This window comes from Nocardia vaccinii NBRC 15922 (assembly GCF_001613305.1).
Classification (GTDB): Bacteria; Actinomycetota; Actinomycetes; order Mycobacteriales; family Mycobacteriaceae; genus Nocardia; species Nocardia vaccinii.
Window position 1 is genome coordinate 56,408 of the sequence record NZ_BDCC01000013.1, and the last position, 17,446, is coordinate 73,853.

Genomic DNA, 17,446 nt, shown 5'->3' on the forward strand with positions numbered 1-17,446 from the left:
GCCGGTGACATGAGTAACCACCGGCGCGACCCGGATCTGGTGCGTTCGTATGTCCGTACAGGCGGTCGTCTACGTCCCAGTCGTGAACTCGACCTGGTGACCCTCGTTGTGGCAGCTCAGGATCCAGCGCCGGGCGCGAGCCCGGATGCGCTGCGGGTCCTGGGGGTGTGCAGTCGGCGGCGCGTACTCTCGCTCGCCGAGATCGCCGCCTATTTGGATCTGCCACCCTCGGTGGTCAAGATCCTCGCATCCGACCTGCTGGACAGCGGCCACCTGGCCACACCGGCCCCGGCGAAATCCGTGCCGGAGCTTGCTTTGCTCGAGGAGGTACTCAATGGGCTCCGCGCTCTCGCCGTCTGAGTCTGCGGTTCCCGACCGCACCGTCGACTATGTGCCCGAGACCGTGACCCGGTCGGTGAAGCTACTGGTCGCCGGTAACTTCGGCGTCGGCAAGACCACGTTCGTGGGCAGCGTGTCCGAGATCCGGCCGCTGCGCACCGAGGAGACCATCACCGAGGCCAGCGTCGGCATCGACGATATGGCCGGTCTCCCCGGCAAGGTAACCACCACCGTGGCAATGGATTTCGGCCGCATCACGTTGAATCCCCAACTGGCGCTGTATCTTTTCGGCACGCCGGGGCAGCGGCGGTTCATCCCATTGTGGGAGGAGCTGTCCCGCGGCGCGCTGGGCGCGCTGGTCCTGGTCGACACCCGGCGAATCGACAAGGCCGACGAGGTGCTCGCGGTGCTCGAGGAGCGCGGCGTGCCGTATTCGGTGGCGGTCAACGAGTTCGAGGGATCGCAGCGTTATCCGCTCAGCGAGATCCGCGACGCCCTGGACCTCGAGCCCAACACCCCGCTGACCGCCCTGGACGCCCGCGACCGCGGCACCTGCCTGCGTTCGCTGATCACCCTGGTCGAACATCTCTTCCACCGCGTGGAGACCCGCGGCTGAAATCCGCCTCAGGAGCTGTGTAGTGCGGCCAGCAGTGTCACCAGGATCGGTGAGGGCCGCACATCACTGCGCACGACCGAGGACACCGGCACCCGCAGCGGGCGGCCGGCCAGATTCAGTCGGGCGATCCCCTCGACCGCGGTGTTCGCGTACAGGATGGTCCAGGCGTCGGGCCGGTTGATCAACTCCATCGTGGCCGTGTGGTCCGGCGGGATGGGCGGCCCGAAGGTGGGCCGGATCGGCAAGTCGGCGAATGCGGCGCGGATCACATTGTGCAACAGCACCTGTTCTTGTTCCGGCGGCAGCAGTAACGGGTAATTCCCCAACTGGGTGAGTGTGACGTCCTCGCGGCCGGCGAGTGGATGAGACGTCGAGGCCGCCAGAACGAGGTCCTCCACCCATAGCTGTTCCACCGTCAGACCGGGTTGATCGACACCGCCACGGATGAGAGCAAGATCACAATCACCATCTGCCACAGCACTGATGCGCTGCCGGAAGGGTTTGATCACGAACTCGATCTCGGCCCCCGGATGCGCATCGCGCGCCCCGGCGATGGCCGAGAGCGATCTTGTTGCGAACGACATGTTGGCGGCCAGGCGAATTCGCGGCCCGGATGCCCGCACAGCTGCGCGAATGGCAGATTCCAGGCTCAGCATCTGTTTCGCAAGCGGAAGTAGCCGAGCGGTTGCGTCGGTCGGGACGACCGATCGCGTGGAGCGTTCGAAGAGCTGTACACCAAGATCGTGTTCGAGTCTGGCGATCTGGTGACTGATAGCCGATTGCGATATGAAGCACCGCGATGCTGCCCGGCTGAAGCTGAGCTCCTCGCAGACGGCGACGAAGTACGAGAGTTGCCGTAATTCCATCACGGCCTCCATTCATGAAATATCCAGATAAGAGTCATCTGAATTATGCGCCCTGACCCGTGGAACAGTCCCCTTCCGGATCGCGTTTACTAATGACAGAAGGAGGTTGTCATGCGGAACGTGGATGCGGGTATCGAAGCCGCGGATGTCGTCATCGTCGGATCGGGCTTCGGCGGGCTCGCCGCCGCGAAGCAGTTGAACAAGTCGGGGGTTGATTACGTACTCATCTCGAGTACTCCGGAGCATCTGTTCCAGCCGCTGCTGTACCAGGTAGCGACGGGTGTGCTCCCGGCCGCGGACATCGCCCCGCCGATTGCGCAGGTGCTGCGTCGGCACCAGGGTGCGGATGTGCGGCTGGGCAAGGTGGTCGAGATCGACGCCGACGCGGCGGTACTCACCTACGAGACCGAGCAGGGCGCGCGCAAGATCCGCTACGGGTCGCTGATCGCGGCCACCGGCGCCAACCAGTCTTATTTCGGCCGTGACGATTTCGCCGAGAAGACCTATTCGCTCAAGACCATCGACGATGCCCAGCGGCTGCGCGCGCAGATCGAGCGCGTCTTCGCCGAGGCCGCGGGGGCCGATCAGCAGACTCGTGAGCGACTGCTGAGCTTCGTGGTCGTCGGCGCCGGGCCGACCGGCGTGGAGGTCGCGGGCCAGCTCAAGGAACTCGCGAAAAGGTACTACCACCAAGAGATTTCGGTCGCCCTCGTGGAGGGCGCCGGTGCCGTACTGCCCCCGTTCGGCGGCAGCCTGTCGGAATACGCGCGAGAGTCGTTGACCCGCAATGGTGTCGAGGTGCTGCTCGACACGTTCGTCACCGACATCGACGACGGCAAGGTCACGGTGAAGACCAAGGACGGCGTCGAGCGCGGTATCGCCGCCGAGACCGTGGTCTGGTCGGCGGGCGTGGCGGCCGGTGGATTCGCCGGGCTGCTCGCCGAGGCCACCGGCTGCGAGACCGACCGCGCCGGGCGACTGCTGATCAATCAGGACTGCACGGTCGGCGGCCACGCCGACATCTACGCCATCGGCGATATGACCTCGCTGAACGGCTACCCCGGCCAGTCGCCCACGGCGATGCAGGAAGGCCGGCACGTCGCGGACATCATCCGCCGCAAGAAGCAGCCCGGCACCCCGTTCGTCTACTGGGACAAGGGATCCATGGCGGTGATCAGCCGGTTCAGCGCGGTCACCAAGGTCAGCGACAAGTTGAAGTTCACCGGCGTCATCGCATGGACCGCCTGGCTCGCGGTGCACCTGTTCTACCTGGTCGGATTCCGCAACCGGTTCATCGCGGTCGCGTCCTGGCTGGTGGCTTTCATCGGCACCGGCCGTCCGGGCTTCGCCGAGACCGAGAAGGTCGCCGCGGCGCCCGCCGCGGAACAGCGACAAGCGGCATAACCGCTCCCCCGAGGCCCTCCGGTAGCGACCGGAGGGCCTCGTCGGCTGCGGCGGACTCTCACGCAGCGCGTTCCACCTCCGCATCGGTCGTCGCCATCTCGAACAGCTCGTCGGCAAGCGCGTCGGGCTCGACCCGCTCGACCTCGTTCGGTTCGACCGAGGCGAAATGCCCGGAGTCGTACAAACGCTGGGCCGCGCTCGTCTCGATGAGCCTGCCGATCTGCAGACTACCCACGCGCACCCCCGCCGGGGCCACCTGCTGAGCCACCGAACGCAGATAGTTGAGCAGCCCGGACTGCGGAACGCCGACACTGGCCAACGCGGGCTGTGGTTCGCGCACCGAACTGCCCTGTGCGACGAGTACCGCTCCCGATCCACGGCGCACCATCTCCGGCAACAGGGCGTGCAGGATTCGGACAGGGGTGGTCAGATTCAGCGGCAGCCAGGAGCGCAACGTGTCCGCGTCGAGGGCGAGCGCATCCACCGGGAGGCGTTCCACGCCGCCGGGAGAGTAGAGCACGACGTTCGGAATACCATGCCGGGCAAGCAGATTCGCCAGGGCGGTATCGACCTGAGTGTCATCGGTCAGGTCGGCCAGCAGGATGTCGGCGGCGATGCCGTCGACGGCCAGACTCTGCCGCAGCGAGTCGAGTGTGCCGCCGTTGCGCGCTATCAGCGTCACCGAATACCCGGCGCGACCGAAGCGACGCGCGGCAGACAGACCGAGCGCGGGGCCTGCGCCGAACACAGCCAGATGAGACATCGCGGGTTCCTTTCCCGAAAATTGAGAAGGCACTCAATTTGAGCGCCTTCTCAACTTAGCTCGAAAATCGAGAGGGCGCTCGAGTTGTTAGGCTGAAGTCATGGTGGACGCGGCTGGACGAGGGAGTATCGCGAACGCCGGGACACGACCGCGCCGCCGGGACGCCCGCGACAATCGGGCCAAGGTGGTCACCGCAGCCCAGAGCCGGTTCGCCACCGATGGGCTGGACGCCTCGCTCAACGCGATCGCCCGCGATGCCGGAGTCAGCATCGGCACGCTCTACAATCACTTCCCGACCCGCGAGGAATTGATCGCCGAAGCGCTGTTGGATCAGGTGCGTGAGTCGGTGCGCAGCGCCGAGGCCGCCCTGTCCGCCACCGATCCGTGGACGGGTCTGGTCGAGCATCTGACAACACTGGCCGCGTGGCAGGCCCGCGACCGTGGATTCACCGATATCTGCGTGCGTTCGCTACCACCCGAGAGTCCCATCGAAATCGCTAAACATCAGGGTCACATTCTGTTTCAGCAACTGATCGCGAGGGTTCGGGAATCGGGCGCGCTTCGTTCCGATGTCGACGTCACCGATATCGGACTGATGCTGTGGTCGGCTGTGCGGGCGACCGAGGGAGTACGCGAGCAGGCGCCCGACGCCTGGCGGCGGCACCTCGGCATCCTGCTGGACGGTTTGCGCAGTGAGGCCGCCCATCCCCTACCGGGCCCGCCGCTGGATCACGAAACCCTGCGCACGGCAATGCGATCGGGCGACTGATCGGGTCAGTCGCGACGCAGTGATACCACCGGAATCGTCCGGATGTCCTTTGTCTTCTCCGCGTATTCGGCGAAACCCGGATAGCGGCGGGCCTGTTCGTCGTAGATCTGGTCCCGGTCGGCGCCGGCAACCTCGCGGACGGTAACCGGGTAGGTCTCTGTACCGCGCTCGATCTGCGCTGATCCGGCCGTGGTGAGGTTGTAATACCAATCCGGATTGGTCGGTGCGCCCGCCTTGGACGCGAAGACGTAGATGAGATCCGGGTCGTGCTCATCGGCCAGATACATCATCGGAGTCACCGACTCACGCCCGCTCTTGCGCCCGCGATGATGGAGCAACAGCACCGGCGCTCCCTCGAACGGCCCTCCCACACGGCCTTCGTTGGCACGGAATTCGGCGATGATCTTCGCATTCCAGTCGTCCATGAGGTCATCCTTGCCGATATTCAGCCCCGCGAGCCCGATATCGGGTCGGCGCGGCGACAATCTCCGGCACCCGAGCGAGCTACATTCCATTGACCTCGACGATCGGCGCCGGATATACCGAGTGCGGGGTATCGGACCGCCACGGCGTATGCACCGACGCACCGGGTAGATGCGCCAGTTCTGGAAGCCAGCGGCGCACGTACTCACCGTCCGGATCGTGGCGTTCGGCTTGGCGGAGCGGGTTGAGCACCCGGTTCGGACGGGTGTCGGTGCCCGTGCCGGCCGCCCACTGCCAGTTGAGCTGATTGTTGGCCACGTCCGCGTCGGTCAGCCAGCGCTGGAAATGTGCGGCCCCGATGCGCCAATCGATACGCAGGGTCTTGGTCAGGAATGCGGCCACGATCAACCGAGCCCGGCCCGGCATCCAGCCCTCGGCCAGCAGTTGACGCATCGCGGCATCGATCACCGGATATCCGGTACGGCCGTTACGCCAGGCCTCGGCGGCGGCCGGATCGTCGCGCCATTCGACGGGACCGCGCCGATAGTCGGTCCAACCCGCCTCCGGCCGGTCGGCCAGCAGTTGATGGTGGAAATCGCGCCAGGCCAGCTGCCGGACGAAGGCGTAGCCGCCGGGCGTCGAGGAATCGGCACGATGCACCAGCTCGGTCGGGGAGATACAGCCGAAATGCAGGTACGGCGACAGATGCGAGGTCGCGTCGGCCGCGAGATCGTCGCTCATCGAGTCGTAGTGCCGAATCGGGCCGGAGAACCACTGCTTCATCAGTTTGCGGCCGCTGGTCTCGCCACCCGCGGTCATCTGCGGCGAGCCCGGTTCGTCGCACAACTCACTGAACCGGGGCAGGGCCACACCGCGATACGACGGCACCACGAACCGGGGTGGCGGCGGTAGTGGACGGCGCATCGGAGTCTGCATCCACCGCCGGAAATACGGTGTGAAAACGGCGAAGTGGCCGCGGCCCGTGGCAGGCGCCGGGTCGCCGGGTGTGGCTACCGTCAGCGAGTCGTCATGGGTGTACAGCAGGCAGTCGCGATGCGCGAGCCGCTCGCGCAGCCGCCGCTCACGTACGCGGCTGTACCAGCTCACATCGGCGGCGATGTGCACGCTTTCGGCGTGCGTGCGCGCGACAACGCGATCCACCTCGTCCAGAACGTCTCCGCGCCGGATCACCAGGCGACCGTCCAGTGCGCGCAGTTCGTCGTCGAGCTCGCTCAGCGCGGTCAGCAGGAAGCGGATTCGGTTGGGCGCCACCGGTTCCCGCGCGATGGTCCGGTCGTCGAGGACGAACAGCGGGACCACCGCGGCGCCCTCGCGACAGGCCGCGCGCAACATCGGGTTGTCGTGCACCCGTAGATCGCGGGTGAACAGCGCGATCGTGACCGTCATCGAACTACACCTCCGCCGCCGAAACGATCAGCGAACAGGAAAATCTCTTTCACACCGGACCTTTCATCAGGCAACGCACAGCGGAGCGATCGTGCTCAGCCCGCCCGTGGTGGGTGAGGTCAGGTAGAGGCAACTGTTCTCGCCCGCCGCGGTGATGGCGGCACGGGCCGCGGCCCAGCGCGCCGAGTCGAGCGCCGGCGTGCGCGACAGTACGAAACCGGATATCCGCGCGGGATCGGTCACCAGCGCCCAGTCGTAGTTCGCGCCGAGCGCGGTGACGATGTAGTTGGGCGGCCCTTCGCGGCGGTCCTGAGTCGGGACTCCCGGAAAGCTCACGTGCAGTTGGGCATTGGTGGCCGGGTCGGTCACGGTTGCGGTGCCCTGGATCTGGTTCGTCGCGCCGTTCCAGGTGGTGCAACTGTTGTGCACCGATATGTCGCCGCGGGGATCGAGGCCGTACACGGCTCGCGTATCGCGGGCACAGGCGAGATTGAAGAACTGCGGCACGGCGGCCAACTGATACCAGGTACCCAAATATCGCCCCAGCTCGAGGTGCGGAACCGGCGCGGGAGGGGCCGCGGATGCCGTCGGGCCGGCGATCGTGAGGGCAGCCGCCGCGACGCCGAGTATGGCGGCCAACCGGCCGAGCCACTGTGGTCGATCGATGATCACACCATTCTCCTTCGAATCGACTGGATAACCCACTGTAGCAAGTTTTCGATGCACATTCGATGCATCCGAGCGAAGGGTCACACCGCCGTACTGCTGCCGTTACGGCGATCGACAGGCCTTCGGCCATCTTATCGATTCGTAAACGATGCATTGGTCCCGATTCGTCCAATCGGAGCGGATGTAGCCGGACCGCCGGATGCGGTACCGCATTACGGGGTCGGCGAGCCGGTTCTGGCGGGATTCAGCCATGGGTGTTGGTATCAAGGGTGCGTCCGAGGACGTGGCGCAGCGCGAAATCCAGTCCGGGAGTGCGGAATCGGTGTCCGACGTCCTGCAATCGGACCGGTCGGACGCGCTGGCTGGCGGTGGCGAGCTCACGCATGCCCTCGACGCCCAGGAGTAGCGCCGGGCCGAAGCCGGGGACCGGGAGCAGGGCGAGGCGATGCAGCACGCGGGCCAGGGTGCGGGTGTAGTCGGCGTTGGTGACCGGTTGGGGCGCAACGGCATTGACCGGGCCGACCAGTTCCGTATCCCACAGTGCTCGGTGGTAGATGTCGACCAGGTCATCTATGCCGATCCAGGACAGCCATTGGCGGCCGTCACCGATGCGTCCACCGAGCCCTGCGGCGAACAGCGGGCGCTGCAGACGCAGCGTTCCACCGCGGGGCGACTGGACGATACCGGTGCGGACGGTCACCACTCGAATTCGATCCGCGGCCACCGAGGCGGCGGACTCCCATCGCGTGACCAGATCCGCGAGGAAGCCCGTGCCGGCCGGGCTGTTCTCACTCAGCTCCTGCGCGCCTCGGTCGGCGCCGTATACGCCGATCGCGGATGCGCTGACGAAGGTGCGCACCCCGGAACGCGCGGCCACGTCGGCGAGCCGTCGAGTGGGCTCGATCCGGCTGTCGGCGATGGCACGCTTGTGCGCGTCGGTGAACCGTCCCGCGATGGAAGCTCCGGCCAGATGCACCACCGCGTCCACCCCCTCCAACAGGGTCGGGTCCGGATCGAACGGATCCCACGTGCGCTCGCCGGGTCCGGACGGTGCACCGCGGACCAGCCGGATCACGGTATGTCCGCCGGTACTCAGCATTGCCGTGAGCGCGGACCCGACGAGGCCGCTCGCACCGGTGACCGCGATGACCGACGGCGGCAGGCCATGCTCGGCCGCACGTCGGTGGGCCGCCAGATCGTCGGACAGCTGACGGGATCGATAGGCGAACATCGCTCGCAGGGCGAACTCCGGCACCGGGGTATCCACGCGGTCCACCACTCGCGTGAGGTCCGCATCCAGGACCTCGAATTCGTGGGTGTGCCGCCAGGGCAGCATGCCCGCGGGCAGTGTGGCGAGCCCGTCTGCGACCACCTCGTCGACGAACCGGTGCGGCGGATCGTATTCCCGCGAACGATGCTGGGCCACCCAGGACAGCCCGCCCGGCAGGCCCAGAATCGCACGTCCGTCGGCCAATGATCGCGCCTCCGATCGCACCTCGACCGGTTGCCACGGCGGAGCCAACCGAGTGAATGCCCCGGGACGTTCGAACCAGGCGAATACCTCACGACGAGGCGCGGCGACGACACTCGACCATTCGATGCCCACAGACAGAGAGTAACCATGTTCGAGCAAATCTCTGGCTCATTTACCCGACCAGCACCGCCGACGGCAATCCATCCCACAACGCCGCGACCGAACCGATGATGAGAAGCCGGCTGCCGGCTCGTACCGGATCCCGCCGCTTTCGATTCTCGACCGGAAGCCGATCGAGAATCTCCCGCGGCGGATCACCCTGTATGCGGAGCATGACGTCGCGCAGTTCCGAGCCGGGGCCAGGCGACGCCTGCGATGGAGGAGACGCTCGGCACTCAGGCGCGGTCCTCGCGCAAGGGGATGCGGACCGCCTCGACGGCGGTGCGTACCTGGTCGCAATCGGTGTCGGTGAAGTCGCCGGACTTCTCCATGACGGTGTCGCGGCAAGCCGTGAGCAAGGTGTCCGCCAGGGCCGGATAGTCGGCGCTGGGGTACAGCTCGGTCTGCACCGCCCAGTACAGGGCGGCGGCCTTCTTCAGGCCGATTCCCCGGATCTTCCGGCCACCGAGGGTTCCACCGTCCGTGATCAGGAAGGCCAGTTTGTTGCCGACGCCGCTGTTGATGTGCACCCCGCCCAGATCCGGCACCCGGTTGCGATCGGAATACGTCGCCGAAGCCCAGCCCGGCCCCCGATAGGTCTCGGGCTGCGGATCCGCCGCGGTGTCCGGTGATTTCATATCCCGGATGACACCCACCTGCGTACCATTGCCGATCTTCCAGCGATCTCCAGCGGAATGCCTTGTGCGCGTGGTCAATTCGGTGAACTCACCGAACACGTCGGACAGTGATTCGTTGATCGCCCCCGACTCGTTGACGTAGTCCAGATCGCTGGTCTTCTCCGTGACACCGTGGGTCAGCTCATGGGCGACGACGTCCAACCCGAGTACCGCGGTGCCCATCACGAACCCCTCGGCATCGGACCAGAACGCGTTCGCGTACGGGCACGTATCCGGACACACCCGGACGTGGGCGCGCAGCGCCTTACCTCGTCCATCGCGCGTATCGATACCGATCAGGTCGGTGAGGCTGCCCAGCTCGGTGTAGTGGGCGTAGAAGTTCTCGGTAGCGCCGATCCAGTCGTAGACCTTGTTCGCATCCTCGTTCCCGCGCACGCGATCCTGCCCCTCGGCGCGCACGACCGGAAACGATCCTTCGGCACCGCACGGAATGCCGAGCTGCCCCTGCGCGCCGTGAAAATTCGCATCGCACACCACGCGGGTCAGATTCGCGCCGGTCCGCCACGCGTCCAGGACCGTGCCGGACGAATCGGCCGCGATGAATATCCGCCATCCGGCCCCGGCCGCAGTGACCTCGAAGCGGTACGCGGGTACCGCGGTCTTGTCCGGACCGCTGCCGGTCAGCTCCGGATCGAACCAGGCCGCCGACCCGGCCCGCACCCGCACCGCAGTCACCGGGACGTGAGCGAGTTCGGCGGCGGTGGTGATCGCACGGTCCCGGGCACTCGTCGACGGAGTCGTGGACGCCGCCGGGAAACTGCCCGAGGCACGTTCGGCGAGTGCGCCGCTCGCCGAGAGCAGCGCTCCGTCCGATTGCAGGGCCAGCGCTACCGCCGCCCCGTACACGGGCACCGCGTCGATCGACTGCGTGAGCCGCACAGTGCTACCCCGGCCGCGCCGAGAAACCTTCTGCACCAACAATTTCCCCGACGCGGCCGCGCCGAAGAGCCGCTCGACGGCGGTCGTGTGCGCGAGGGCCGCCTCGGCGGCGCCGCCGGACGCGCCCGATCGCGGAATGGGACGATCCGGGACCACCTGGCGCACCGATCCGGTCGCATCACGGTGAATCCGCTTCGGCGCGGCCAGGAGTGCGGGCGGGCCGGCCGGCTGAGCCGATGCCGGACCCACCGCCGAAACGGATACGAGTACCACCACCGCGCACAGGATCGCGATCGAAATCCTCATGAATCCCCCTACTGTTCGATGACGATGCGAAAACCCGGCATGCAGCGGAGTGAACCCCGAAAAGGTTCAGCACCCACCTGCCGAGAAATAACGTCTTCCGACAAATTTGTTGTCCTGCAATCCATTTCGATTGCGGTCCCCCGAGACGAATTCTCCCGGTATTCACATGATCAGTTCCGTCGACCGTGTGTGCTCATCGGGTGATCCGGCCTTCCCGATGTACCTGCTTGCCTGCCTCATCAGGGTCCGGCCGGAACGGCCGGAAGCACGGCTCCGCAAGGGTCACCGGAAGGTGTCGCCGAGCCGCTACAACTTGGCGACGATCTTCTGCACCGTGGCCCAGGTGCGGGTGGTGACCTCCTTGCCGAAGGTCTTGTCCAGCCACACCATATGATTCGGCGTCCCCGGCGTGCTGTTGTCCATCACCGCCAGAATCGCCCGCACCTGCGCGTCGTACCCGAGGATCTTCACCTGGGCGGCCAGATGCGGCGGCGGTTCGGCGCCGAGACCGGGATTGTCCGCATTCTTCAGGAAGGTCACCATCAGATAGGTCTCCCGGGAATGCGTCATACCCGCGAACGGATCGGAATCGATCAGCACTTGCAGCTCCGCCCGAGTGCGGATCAAGGTGCCGCCGCCGATTCCCAGTTCACCGGACAATCCGTGCTGAATCCGCGATTCCAGTGCGGCGCAATCGGACTCCTCGGCGCTGAACACGATGTTGCCGCTGCCGAGCACCGAGCCGACCGATTCGAACCCCAGTCCGGTGAATACACCGCGTAATTTCTCTCCCCGCATGGCGGGATTGCTCGGAGTTATTCCTCGCAAGAGAGCGGCGTATCGGTTCATGGCTCAGACGCTACCGCCCGCCACCGACAGATTCACCCCGCTACGGCCAGCCTCGCTACGACGCGCCGATACTCGAAGATTCGGCTTGTGCAGCATTACCGCTCTGCGTCTTCTTGCGCTCGATATCGGCCAGCGCGGCCCGATGGGCCGCGCGTGCATCGGCGGCCGCGTCCCAGGCGTCCTTGCGGTTCTTGACCACCTTGGCGGGCGCGCCGACCGCGATGCTGTAGTCCGGAACGTCACCTTTGACCACGGCGTGCGCGCCCAGGACACAGCCGCGGCCGACCCGGGTACCGCGCAATACGGTGACCTTCGCCGCGATCCAGGTGTCCGGGCCGATGCGCACCGGGCTCTTCACGATGCCCTGATCTTTGATCGGCATGGTGACGTCGTCCATCTTGTGGTCGAAGTCGCAGATGTAGCACCAGTCCGCCACCAGCGTGGACGCGCCGATCTCGATGTCCAGATAGGTGTTGACGACGTTGTCCTTGCCGAACACCACCTTGTCGCCGATGCGCAGCGAACCCTCGTGGCAGCGGATCGCGTTGCCGTCGCCGATGTGCACCCAGCGGCCGATCTCCATGCGTCCCATCTCGGGCGTCGCGTGCACCTCGACCCGGCGGCCCAGGAAGACCATGCCACGCAGCACGATATGGGGATTGGCCAGGCGGAATTTCAACAACCGGTAGTACCGCACCAGGTACCACGGCGTGTACGCCCGATTGGCGAGCACCCAGCGCAGCGACGCCACGGTCAGAAAGCGCGCCTGTTCCGGATCCCGGCGGCGCGAACCCCGCCAACGCGAACGCAACGGTGCGCCCCACATGCTCGTCACGAAGTGCTCCTCGCAGCCATCGGGCGATCCTCTCGTCCCGCGGTGTCGTCGTCGAGTTACCAGCGTACTTTCGATCGCGATCGGCCGAATCCCCTACCCTGGCCGTCCGCGGAAATCCAGCCGAAGCGGACGCACTCCATGAGGCGGCACACCGCCCGCTCGCCGGGACGGTTAGTCTCGTGCAAGCCCGTACGAGCAGATGGGAGACAAGGTCAGGTGCGTACCAGCATCCGGCGACCCGCGCACGATCTCCGTACCATTGTGCGCCGCCCGGCATTTCGTGCCGCCGCGGCCCTCGGTGCGGTCGGCGTGCTGACCCTGAGCGGCTGCGGGGGAACGACGCTCGACGACATCACGGTCGGCCCCGGCCACGGCTGGCCCTCGTCCTTCCACGACGGGCGCAACAGCGGCACGACATCGGTCACCGGATCGCGGCATCTGACGCTGAGCTGGTCGAGGCCGATCGGCGGCCCCGCCGCCACGCCGACAACGATCGGACCGGACGGGCAGTTGTTCGTGACCACCGGTATCGGCACCGATTGCGTCGGCCAGCCCGGTCCCATCGGCGCGCTGTTCTCGTTCCAGATGCCCACGGGCCGTAAACGATTCTGCAATCCGCTGGGTGTCGACGTGATCCACTCCGTCACGGCGGTCGACGAGTTGGCCAACGTCTATGTGGGTGACGACGGCGGGATGAATTCCATCAACTCGCTCGGTGAGCCGCGCTGGCGCACCCCCGTGGCCGGTGTGCCGGTCTCGGTGCAGTTCACCGGTGACAGCCATGTGCTGACCGTCACCCAATCCGGTCAGGTCGACGTGCTGAACCGGCAGACCGGCGACCGCATCGTCCCGTCGTTCCAGCTTCTGGGCGAACCCGATCTGCTCGCCCATCCGAACCTGCCGCGCCCGGCCGACGGCGAAGGCCTCGACGATTGCGGGTCCGGCGGGCCGCAGTGTCCGGTGGCCGACGTCTCGGCCATCGATCCCGGCTCCGAGCGTTTCTACGTGACCGTGTGGCAGCGCGGTTCCGCGAACGCTTCGCTGGTGGCACTGCGCTACGCGGACAAGCGGATTCAGCAGGATTGGAGCGCCGACATCCTGGTCGGCGGCAGCGCCACCAGCCCGACGCTCTCCCCGGACGGCAAAACCGTCTACGTGGGTGACAACAGCGGTCGTTTGATCGCCGTCGACACCGCGAACGGGCACACCAAATGGGTGCAGCCCCTCGGCTTCGCACCGCGCGGCGCGGTGTCCGACAACGACGGCCTGCTGATTCCGGGCGGCGACGACGGCCATCTGATGGCCCTGCGCGATGACGGCGACAGCGTCCGGATCGCCTGGGAACGCAAGGATCTGCAGTTGCGCGGCCGCCCCGCGCAGACCGCCGGCGACACCGGATACGTGGTGTCCCCGATCGGCGATGCGCTGAACCTGGTCACCTTCGACACCCGCACCGGCACCACCGTCGCCTCGGCCGTGCTGCCCGGTGCTCAGGGCACCACCACCGGCACCTCGGTCGGTCAGAAGGGCGAAGTCGTGGTGACCTCCCGCGTCGGGCAGATCTACGTCTTCAAACCCGAGACGTAGCGGTCCCACCGCCGCTCGGCCGAATTCAGCTGTGCTCGGTCATATTCGGGATGAGCGCCGCCCCCTGTTGCGGATTTCGGGGGTAAGCCCGGAATGTGCGGCAGACGGCTCGCTCTGTGTCTTCGTCATGTCGGGTTCGCTGTCGGCGGTGCGCAAGAACTGCGGCATCGGCTGCCGAACTGTGCGACGGCACCTCCGCAGCGGGCTGGTGCGGGGGACGCTGCTCAGCGAGCGGGAGGCGTCCGGCAGAGGAATACCGTCGGGGTACGGCCGATTCGGGTGACGACCAGCGTGAACGGGACTGACCCACGGGGCTTCAATCGAGCGCGTAGGGCATCGGGGTCCAGATCCACTCCACGGACGAGGATTTCCAACGCGCCGCAGTCCCGGCGGCGGAGCTCGGCGCGCAGTGTCTTCTCGCGCAGATCCAGCCGGTCCAGGATACGCAGCCCCCGCACCCCCTCGGGAACGCGGTCGCCGGTGAGGTAGGCGATGCGTGGATCCAGTTGCCACAGACCGTTTTCGACGGCGTAGTGGCGGACCAGACCAGCGCGCACCACCGCACCGTCCGGATCGATGATCCACTCCCCCGGCGGTCGTTCCGGGAGCTCGTCGGGGGCGTTGTCGGTGAGTGTCCAGGAGCCGCCGTCCGAGCGCAGGACCGTCGCGCGGCGGCTGACGCCGGGCTCGGCCAGTCCGGGTGACCACAGGCACGCCTCGCGCACCGCTCCGTCGAGGGAGACCACCTCGGCCTCGCATTCGGCGAACTGGTCGAAATCCAGTCCGGGAGCGCATTTCACGGCGATATCGCGGCCGCGGTAGGCATCGAGCAGATCCGGCAGCGGTGGTTGCAGCTTCGCCGGATCGTGCGTGCGGCGGCCGTCCGCGCGCCGGGCCGGATCGGCGATGACCACGGTCCCGGTACTGCACGGGACGAGTGCATCGGCCTTGGCCAGCAGCACATTCGGGGCGCCGGCGAGATTGTGCGCGGCCATCGCGAGACGCACCTCGTCCAGGTCGCTGCCGATCACCGCCGGGCAGACCTCGTGTAGCGCAGCGAGTTCCGCGCCGACCGAACAGGTCAGATCATGTACCGGGCGACCGCCGATCCGATGGGCCCGATGCCGCGCGACCACACTGGGCGTCGCCTGCTGCAATGCCTCGTCGGTGAACAGCCAGTCCTGTGCCCCAGCCAGTTTCGCCGCGGCGCGACGGCGCAGGCGCACCGTTTCCACCAGCGCGGCAGCCCGATCACCCTGATCGCGCCGCACCCGCTCGAGATCGCCGAGCAGACTCGCGGTGGTCAGCGACAGCAGACCCACCTCGGCCAGGGCCGCCCGGCCGGCGGCGCCCCCGAGATACTCGATATCCGCACGGGTGAACCGGTACGCCACTAGCGCATCCCGCCCGGTCGCATTACCTTTCCGAGCCGCCCGGCTTCACACCGGTGATCATCGCGTTGTAGAAGAACTGCCGGGGCACGACGTGCCGCAGCACCTTCTCGTCCAGCATGCTCAGGCCCAGCCATGCCCGGTACTGCGCCATGCGATAACGCCAGGTCAGCTTCTCCTCGGGCACAGCCGCCTCGAAGGTGCGCACGGGCCAGCCCCACAGTGCGGCGGCGAACTCCTCGGTCTCGGCGTGCACCTCGGTCGCACCCGCGCGGCGGGCGATGTCCTCGAGCTCCGACGGATCGAAGGTGTGCAGGTCCACCACGGCCTCGAGGGCCGCGGCGCGGGAGGACTCGTCCAGCTCCTCCTGCGGGCGCCGCCAGTCCGACAGGAACGGCAGCTTGGTGACCTCGGTGGTCAGCTTCCAGGTGATCTGCCCCAGCTTGCGAGCGTAGAAGTTGCCGATCGTGGTCGGCTCACCGGCGAATACGAACCGTCCGCCCGGCTTCAGGACGCGCAGGCATTCCTTCAACGCCAGCTCGACATCCGGAATGTGGTGCAGCACAGCGTGGCCGCAGACCAGATCGAAGGTGTCGTCCTCGTAGGGGATGGTTTCGGCATCGGCGACCCGGCCGTCGACGTCCAAGCCCAGGTTCCGGCCGTTGCGGGTGGCGACCTTGACCATGCCCGGCGACAGGTCGGTCACCGAACCGGACTTCGCCACCCCGGACTGCATCAGGTTCAGCAGGAAGAATCCCGTGCCGCAGCCGAGCTCGAGCGCACGTTCGTAGGGCAGCGGAGCATCGGGCACCACGGCGTCGAACCGGCCGCGGGCATACGCGATACAGCGCTCGTCGTACGAGATCGACCACTTGTCGTCGTAGGTCTCAGCCTCCCAGTCGTGGTAGAGGACCTGGGCGAGCTTGTTATCGGAAAGCGCGGCCTGGACCTGCGCCTCGGTGGCGTACGGGTTCGGCGCGGGGTCGTCATGACGTGCGGTCATGATCGGAAAGGGTAGCCGAGCCTCACGTGTGCATTCTCATCAGGCCCGTGGCGAACGGATCATCCGAATCCGGCGGCCACGGGCGCGGACTGCCGACGAATCCCACCCCGATCCGGTCAGTGGCCGACGAATTCCGCCGACCCTGGACCAGCGACCAGATAAGAACCTGTTCCTATGCTGCGATCTTCGGTGCCGAACAGCTCCACCCACTCCCCGCGGGCCCGATCGTGGCCGTGGGTTCCGGCCTCGAAGACGGCCTTGGCGGCGGCGAGCGCACGAGCCGGACCGGAGACGAACTGCCGGGCCCAGCGCATCGCGGCGAGGTAGACGTCGTCGGGGGCGACGACCTCGTCGACCAGGCCGAGCGAGGCGGCCTCCTCGGGTTCGACGAAGCGTCCGGTGTACACCAGATCCTTCGCGCGCGCGGGCCCGATGAGCAGACTCAGCCGCCGGATCCCCGAGAGCGGGATCAAGCCTGCGCGAATCTGCGGCAGCCCCAGGCGGGCGTTGTCACCGATGATGCGACGATCCGCGCCCAGGGCCAGTTCCAATCCGGCGCCGAGTGCGTAACCGCTGATCGCGGCGACCGCGGGCTGCGGCAGGCGGGCCAGGCAGCCCAGCGCGGCCTGTAGATCCGCGGCCCGCGCCGCGGCCTGCTCGAGGGTGAGGCGATCGAGTTCGGCCAGTTCGTCACCCGCGGAGAACACCCGTTCGTCGCCGTAGACGACGACCGCGCGTACCTCGGCATCCGCGCCGATCCGGTCGGCCTCGGCCGCCAGCTCCCGCGCCACCTGCAGGTCGATCAGATTCATCGGCGGCCGCGCGAAGCGCAGCACGGCGATTCCCGCCTCGGGACGGTCAACGGTCACGAATTCGGCCACGAGGCACGAGCCTACTGGTCGCAGGATCCCTGTTCGGCGGCAACGCGCCCGGGACACTCGATCCCACACGGGCAGCACCGCGTCGGGAACCCTCGCCCCACACCGGCAGCACGCGTCGGGAACCCTCA

The 17,446-nt window shown here is 67.1% G+C and carries 17 protein-coding genes; 5 read left to right on the forward strand and 12 right to left on the reverse strand.

Going from position 1 to position 17,446, the window contains the following annotated elements; genetic code table 11:
• Positions 1-9: 9 nt before the first annotated feature.
• On the forward strand, positions 10-360 hold the full coding sequence (locus tag NV1_RS11325) for a DUF742 domain-containing protein (RefSeq protein ID WP_067667373.1): 351 nt from the start codon (positions 10-12) through the stop codon (positions 358-360).
• A complete protein-coding gene (locus tag NV1_RS11330; protein WP_067889189.1) occupies positions 335-955 on the forward strand; it encodes a GTP-binding protein in 621 nt (206 codons plus the stop codon). The genes NV1_RS11325 and NV1_RS11330 overlap by 26 nt, the downstream gene beginning before the upstream one ends.
• Positions 956-963: 8 nt before the next feature.
• Here the strand turns inward: NV1_RS11330 and NV1_RS11335 are convergent, their stop codons facing one another.
• On the reverse strand, positions 964-1,821 hold the full coding sequence (locus NV1_RS11335) for a LysR family transcriptional regulator (protein WP_067889258.1): 858 nt from the start codon (positions 1,819-1,821) through the stop codon (positions 964-966).
• A 111-nt stretch (positions 1,822-1,932) separates the two neighbouring features.
• On the opposite strand from NV1_RS11335, the gene NV1_RS11340 reads away from it, so the two are divergent.
• A complete protein-coding gene (locus tag NV1_RS11340) occupies positions 1,933-3,225 on the forward strand; it encodes an NAD(P)/FAD-dependent oxidoreductase (RefSeq protein ID WP_067889192.1) in 1,293 nt (430 codons plus the stop codon).
• Between the two features lie 58 nt (positions 3,226-3,283).
• Here the strand turns inward: NV1_RS11340 and NV1_RS11345 are convergent, their stop codons facing one another.
• Complete coding sequence (locus tag NV1_RS11345) at positions 3,284-3,988, reverse strand: SDR family NAD(P)-dependent oxidoreductase (RefSeq protein ID WP_067889195.1); 705 nt, start codon at positions 3,986-3,988, stop codon at positions 3,284-3,286.
• A 100-nt stretch (positions 3,989-4,088) separates the two neighbouring features.
• Between NV1_RS11345 and NV1_RS11350 the strand changes: the two genes are divergently transcribed.
• On the forward strand, positions 4,089-4,757 hold the full coding sequence (locus tag NV1_RS11350) for a TetR/AcrR family transcriptional regulator (protein ID WP_067889198.1): 669 nt from the start codon (positions 4,089-4,091) through the stop codon (positions 4,755-4,757).
• A gap of 5 nt (positions 4,758-4,762) precedes the next feature.
• On the opposite strand, the gene NV1_RS11355 is transcribed toward NV1_RS11350, so the two are convergent.
• The 7 genes from NV1_RS11355 to NV1_RS11385 all read right to left on the reverse strand — a co-directional run bounded on the left by NV1_RS11355 (position 4,763) and on the right by NV1_RS11385 (position 12,447).
• On the reverse strand, positions 4,763-5,182 hold the full coding sequence (locus tag NV1_RS11355; protein ID WP_067889260.1) for a nitroreductase family deazaflavin-dependent oxidoreductase: 420 nt from the start codon (positions 5,180-5,182) through the stop codon (positions 4,763-4,765).
• 79 nt (positions 5,183-5,261) lie between these two features.
• Positions 5,262-6,587, reverse strand: a complete 1,326-nt coding sequence (locus NV1_RS11360) for a cryptochrome/photolyase family protein (RefSeq protein ID WP_067889201.1) — start codon at positions 6,585-6,587, stop codon at positions 5,262-5,264.
• Positions 6,588-6,653: 66 nt separating this feature from the next.
• Positions 6,654-7,259 carry a lipocalin family protein gene (locus tag NV1_RS11365; RefSeq protein ID WP_084525283.1) on the reverse strand — a complete coding sequence of 202 codons (606 nt, stop codon included), beginning with the start codon at positions 7,257-7,259 and terminating at the stop codon, positions 6,654-6,656.
• Positions 7,260-7,500: 241 nt separating this feature from the next.
• Positions 7,501-8,862 carry a TIGR01777 family oxidoreductase gene (locus tag NV1_RS11370; protein WP_067889204.1) on the reverse strand — a complete coding sequence of 454 codons (1,362 nt, stop codon included), beginning with the start codon at positions 8,860-8,862 and terminating at the stop codon, positions 7,501-7,503.
• A 263-nt stretch (positions 8,863-9,125) separates the two neighbouring features.
• Entirely contained in the window at positions 9,126-10,772 is a 1,647-nt protein-coding gene (locus tag NV1_RS46335) for a M4 family metallopeptidase (RefSeq protein ID WP_067889207.1), read from the reverse strand.
• Positions 10,773-11,078: 306 nt separating this feature from the next.
• Positions 11,079-11,621, reverse strand: a complete 543-nt coding sequence (locus NV1_RS11380; RefSeq protein ID WP_067889210.1) for a DUF1697 domain-containing protein — start codon at positions 11,619-11,621, stop codon at positions 11,079-11,081.
• A gap of 55 nt (positions 11,622-11,676) precedes the next feature.
• Positions 11,677-12,447: an acyltransferase gene (locus tag NV1_RS11385; RefSeq protein ID WP_067889213.1), complete on the reverse strand. Its 771-nt coding sequence runs from the start codon at positions 12,445-12,447 to the stop codon at positions 11,677-11,679.
• Positions 12,448-12,672: 225 nt separating this feature from the next.
• On the opposite strand from NV1_RS11385, the gene NV1_RS11390 reads away from it, so the two are divergent.
• Positions 12,673-14,043 (forward strand): outer membrane protein assembly factor BamB family protein, encoded by a 1,371-nt coding sequence (locus NV1_RS11390; protein WP_245713658.1) that lies wholly within the window; start codon positions 12,673-12,675, stop codon positions 14,041-14,043.
• Between the two features lie 224 nt (positions 14,044-14,267).
• Here NV1_RS11390 and NV1_RS11395 read toward each other — a convergent pair whose 3' ends face one another.
• The 3 genes from NV1_RS11395 to NV1_RS11405 form a co-directional block, all read right to left on the reverse strand.
• Positions 14,268-15,437 (reverse strand): THUMP-like domain-containing protein, encoded by a 1,170-nt coding sequence (locus NV1_RS11395; RefSeq protein WP_067889216.1) that lies wholly within the window; start codon positions 15,435-15,437, stop codon positions 14,268-14,270.
• A 22-nt stretch (positions 15,438-15,459) separates the two neighbouring features.
• On the reverse strand, positions 15,460-16,437 hold the full coding sequence (locus NV1_RS11400; protein WP_067889219.1) for a class I SAM-dependent methyltransferase: 978 nt from the start codon (positions 16,435-16,437) through the stop codon (positions 15,460-15,462).
• A gap of 116 nt (positions 16,438-16,553) precedes the next feature.
• A complete protein-coding gene (locus NV1_RS11405; protein WP_067889222.1) occupies positions 16,554-17,318 on the reverse strand; it encodes an enoyl-CoA hydratase-related protein in 765 nt (254 codons plus the stop codon).
• Positions 17,319-17,446 lie beyond the last annotated feature (128 nt).

What these genes read in the sequence shown, in the direction of transcription:
- NV1_RS11340 (WP_067889192.1), top strand. Translation starts at nt 1,933, where the DNA reads ATGCGGAACGTGGATGCGGGTATCGAAGCCGCGGATGTCGTCATCGTC.
- NV1_RS11380 (WP_067889210.1), bottom strand. Translation starts at nt 11,621, where the DNA reads ATGAACCGATACGCCGCTCTCTTGCGAGGAATAACTCCGAGCAATCCC.
- NV1_RS11350 (WP_067889198.1), top strand. Translation starts at nt 4,089, where the DNA reads ATGGTGGACGCGGCTGGACGAGGGAGTATCGCGAACGCCGGGACACGA.
- NV1_RS46335 (WP_067889207.1), bottom strand. Translation starts at nt 10,772, where the DNA reads ATGAGGATTTCGATCGCGATCCTGTGCGCGGTGGTGGTACTCGTATCC.
- NV1_RS11355 (WP_067889260.1), bottom strand. Translation starts at nt 5,182, where the DNA reads ATGGACGACTGGAATGCGAAGATCATCGCCGAATTCCGTGCCAACGAA.
- NV1_RS11360 (WP_067889201.1), bottom strand. Translation starts at nt 6,587, where the DNA reads ATGACGGTCACGATCGCGCTGTTCACCCGCGATCTACGGGTGCACGAC.
- NV1_RS11345 (WP_067889195.1), bottom strand. Translation starts at nt 3,988, where the DNA reads ATGTCTCATCTGGCTGTGTTCGGCGCAGGCCCCGCGCTCGGTCTGTCT.
- NV1_RS11325 (WP_067667373.1), top strand. Translation starts at nt 10, where the DNA reads ATGAGTAACCACCGGCGCGACCCGGATCTGGTGCGTTCGTATGTCCGT.
- NV1_RS11400 (WP_067889219.1), bottom strand. Translation starts at nt 16,437, where the DNA reads ATGACCGCACGTCATGACGACCCCGCGCCGAACCCGTACGCCACCGAG.
- NV1_RS11385 (WP_067889213.1), bottom strand. Translation starts at nt 12,447, where the DNA reads ATGTGGGGCGCACCGTTGCGTTCGCGTTGGCGGGGTTCGCGCCGCCGG.
- NV1_RS11335 (WP_067889258.1), bottom strand. Translation starts at nt 1,821, where the DNA reads ATGGAATTACGGCAACTCTCGTACTTCGTCGCCGTCTGCGAGGAGCTC.
- NV1_RS11330 (WP_067889189.1), top strand. Translation starts at nt 335, where the DNA reads ATGGGCTCCGCGCTCTCGCCGTCTGAGTCTGCGGTTCCCGACCGCACC.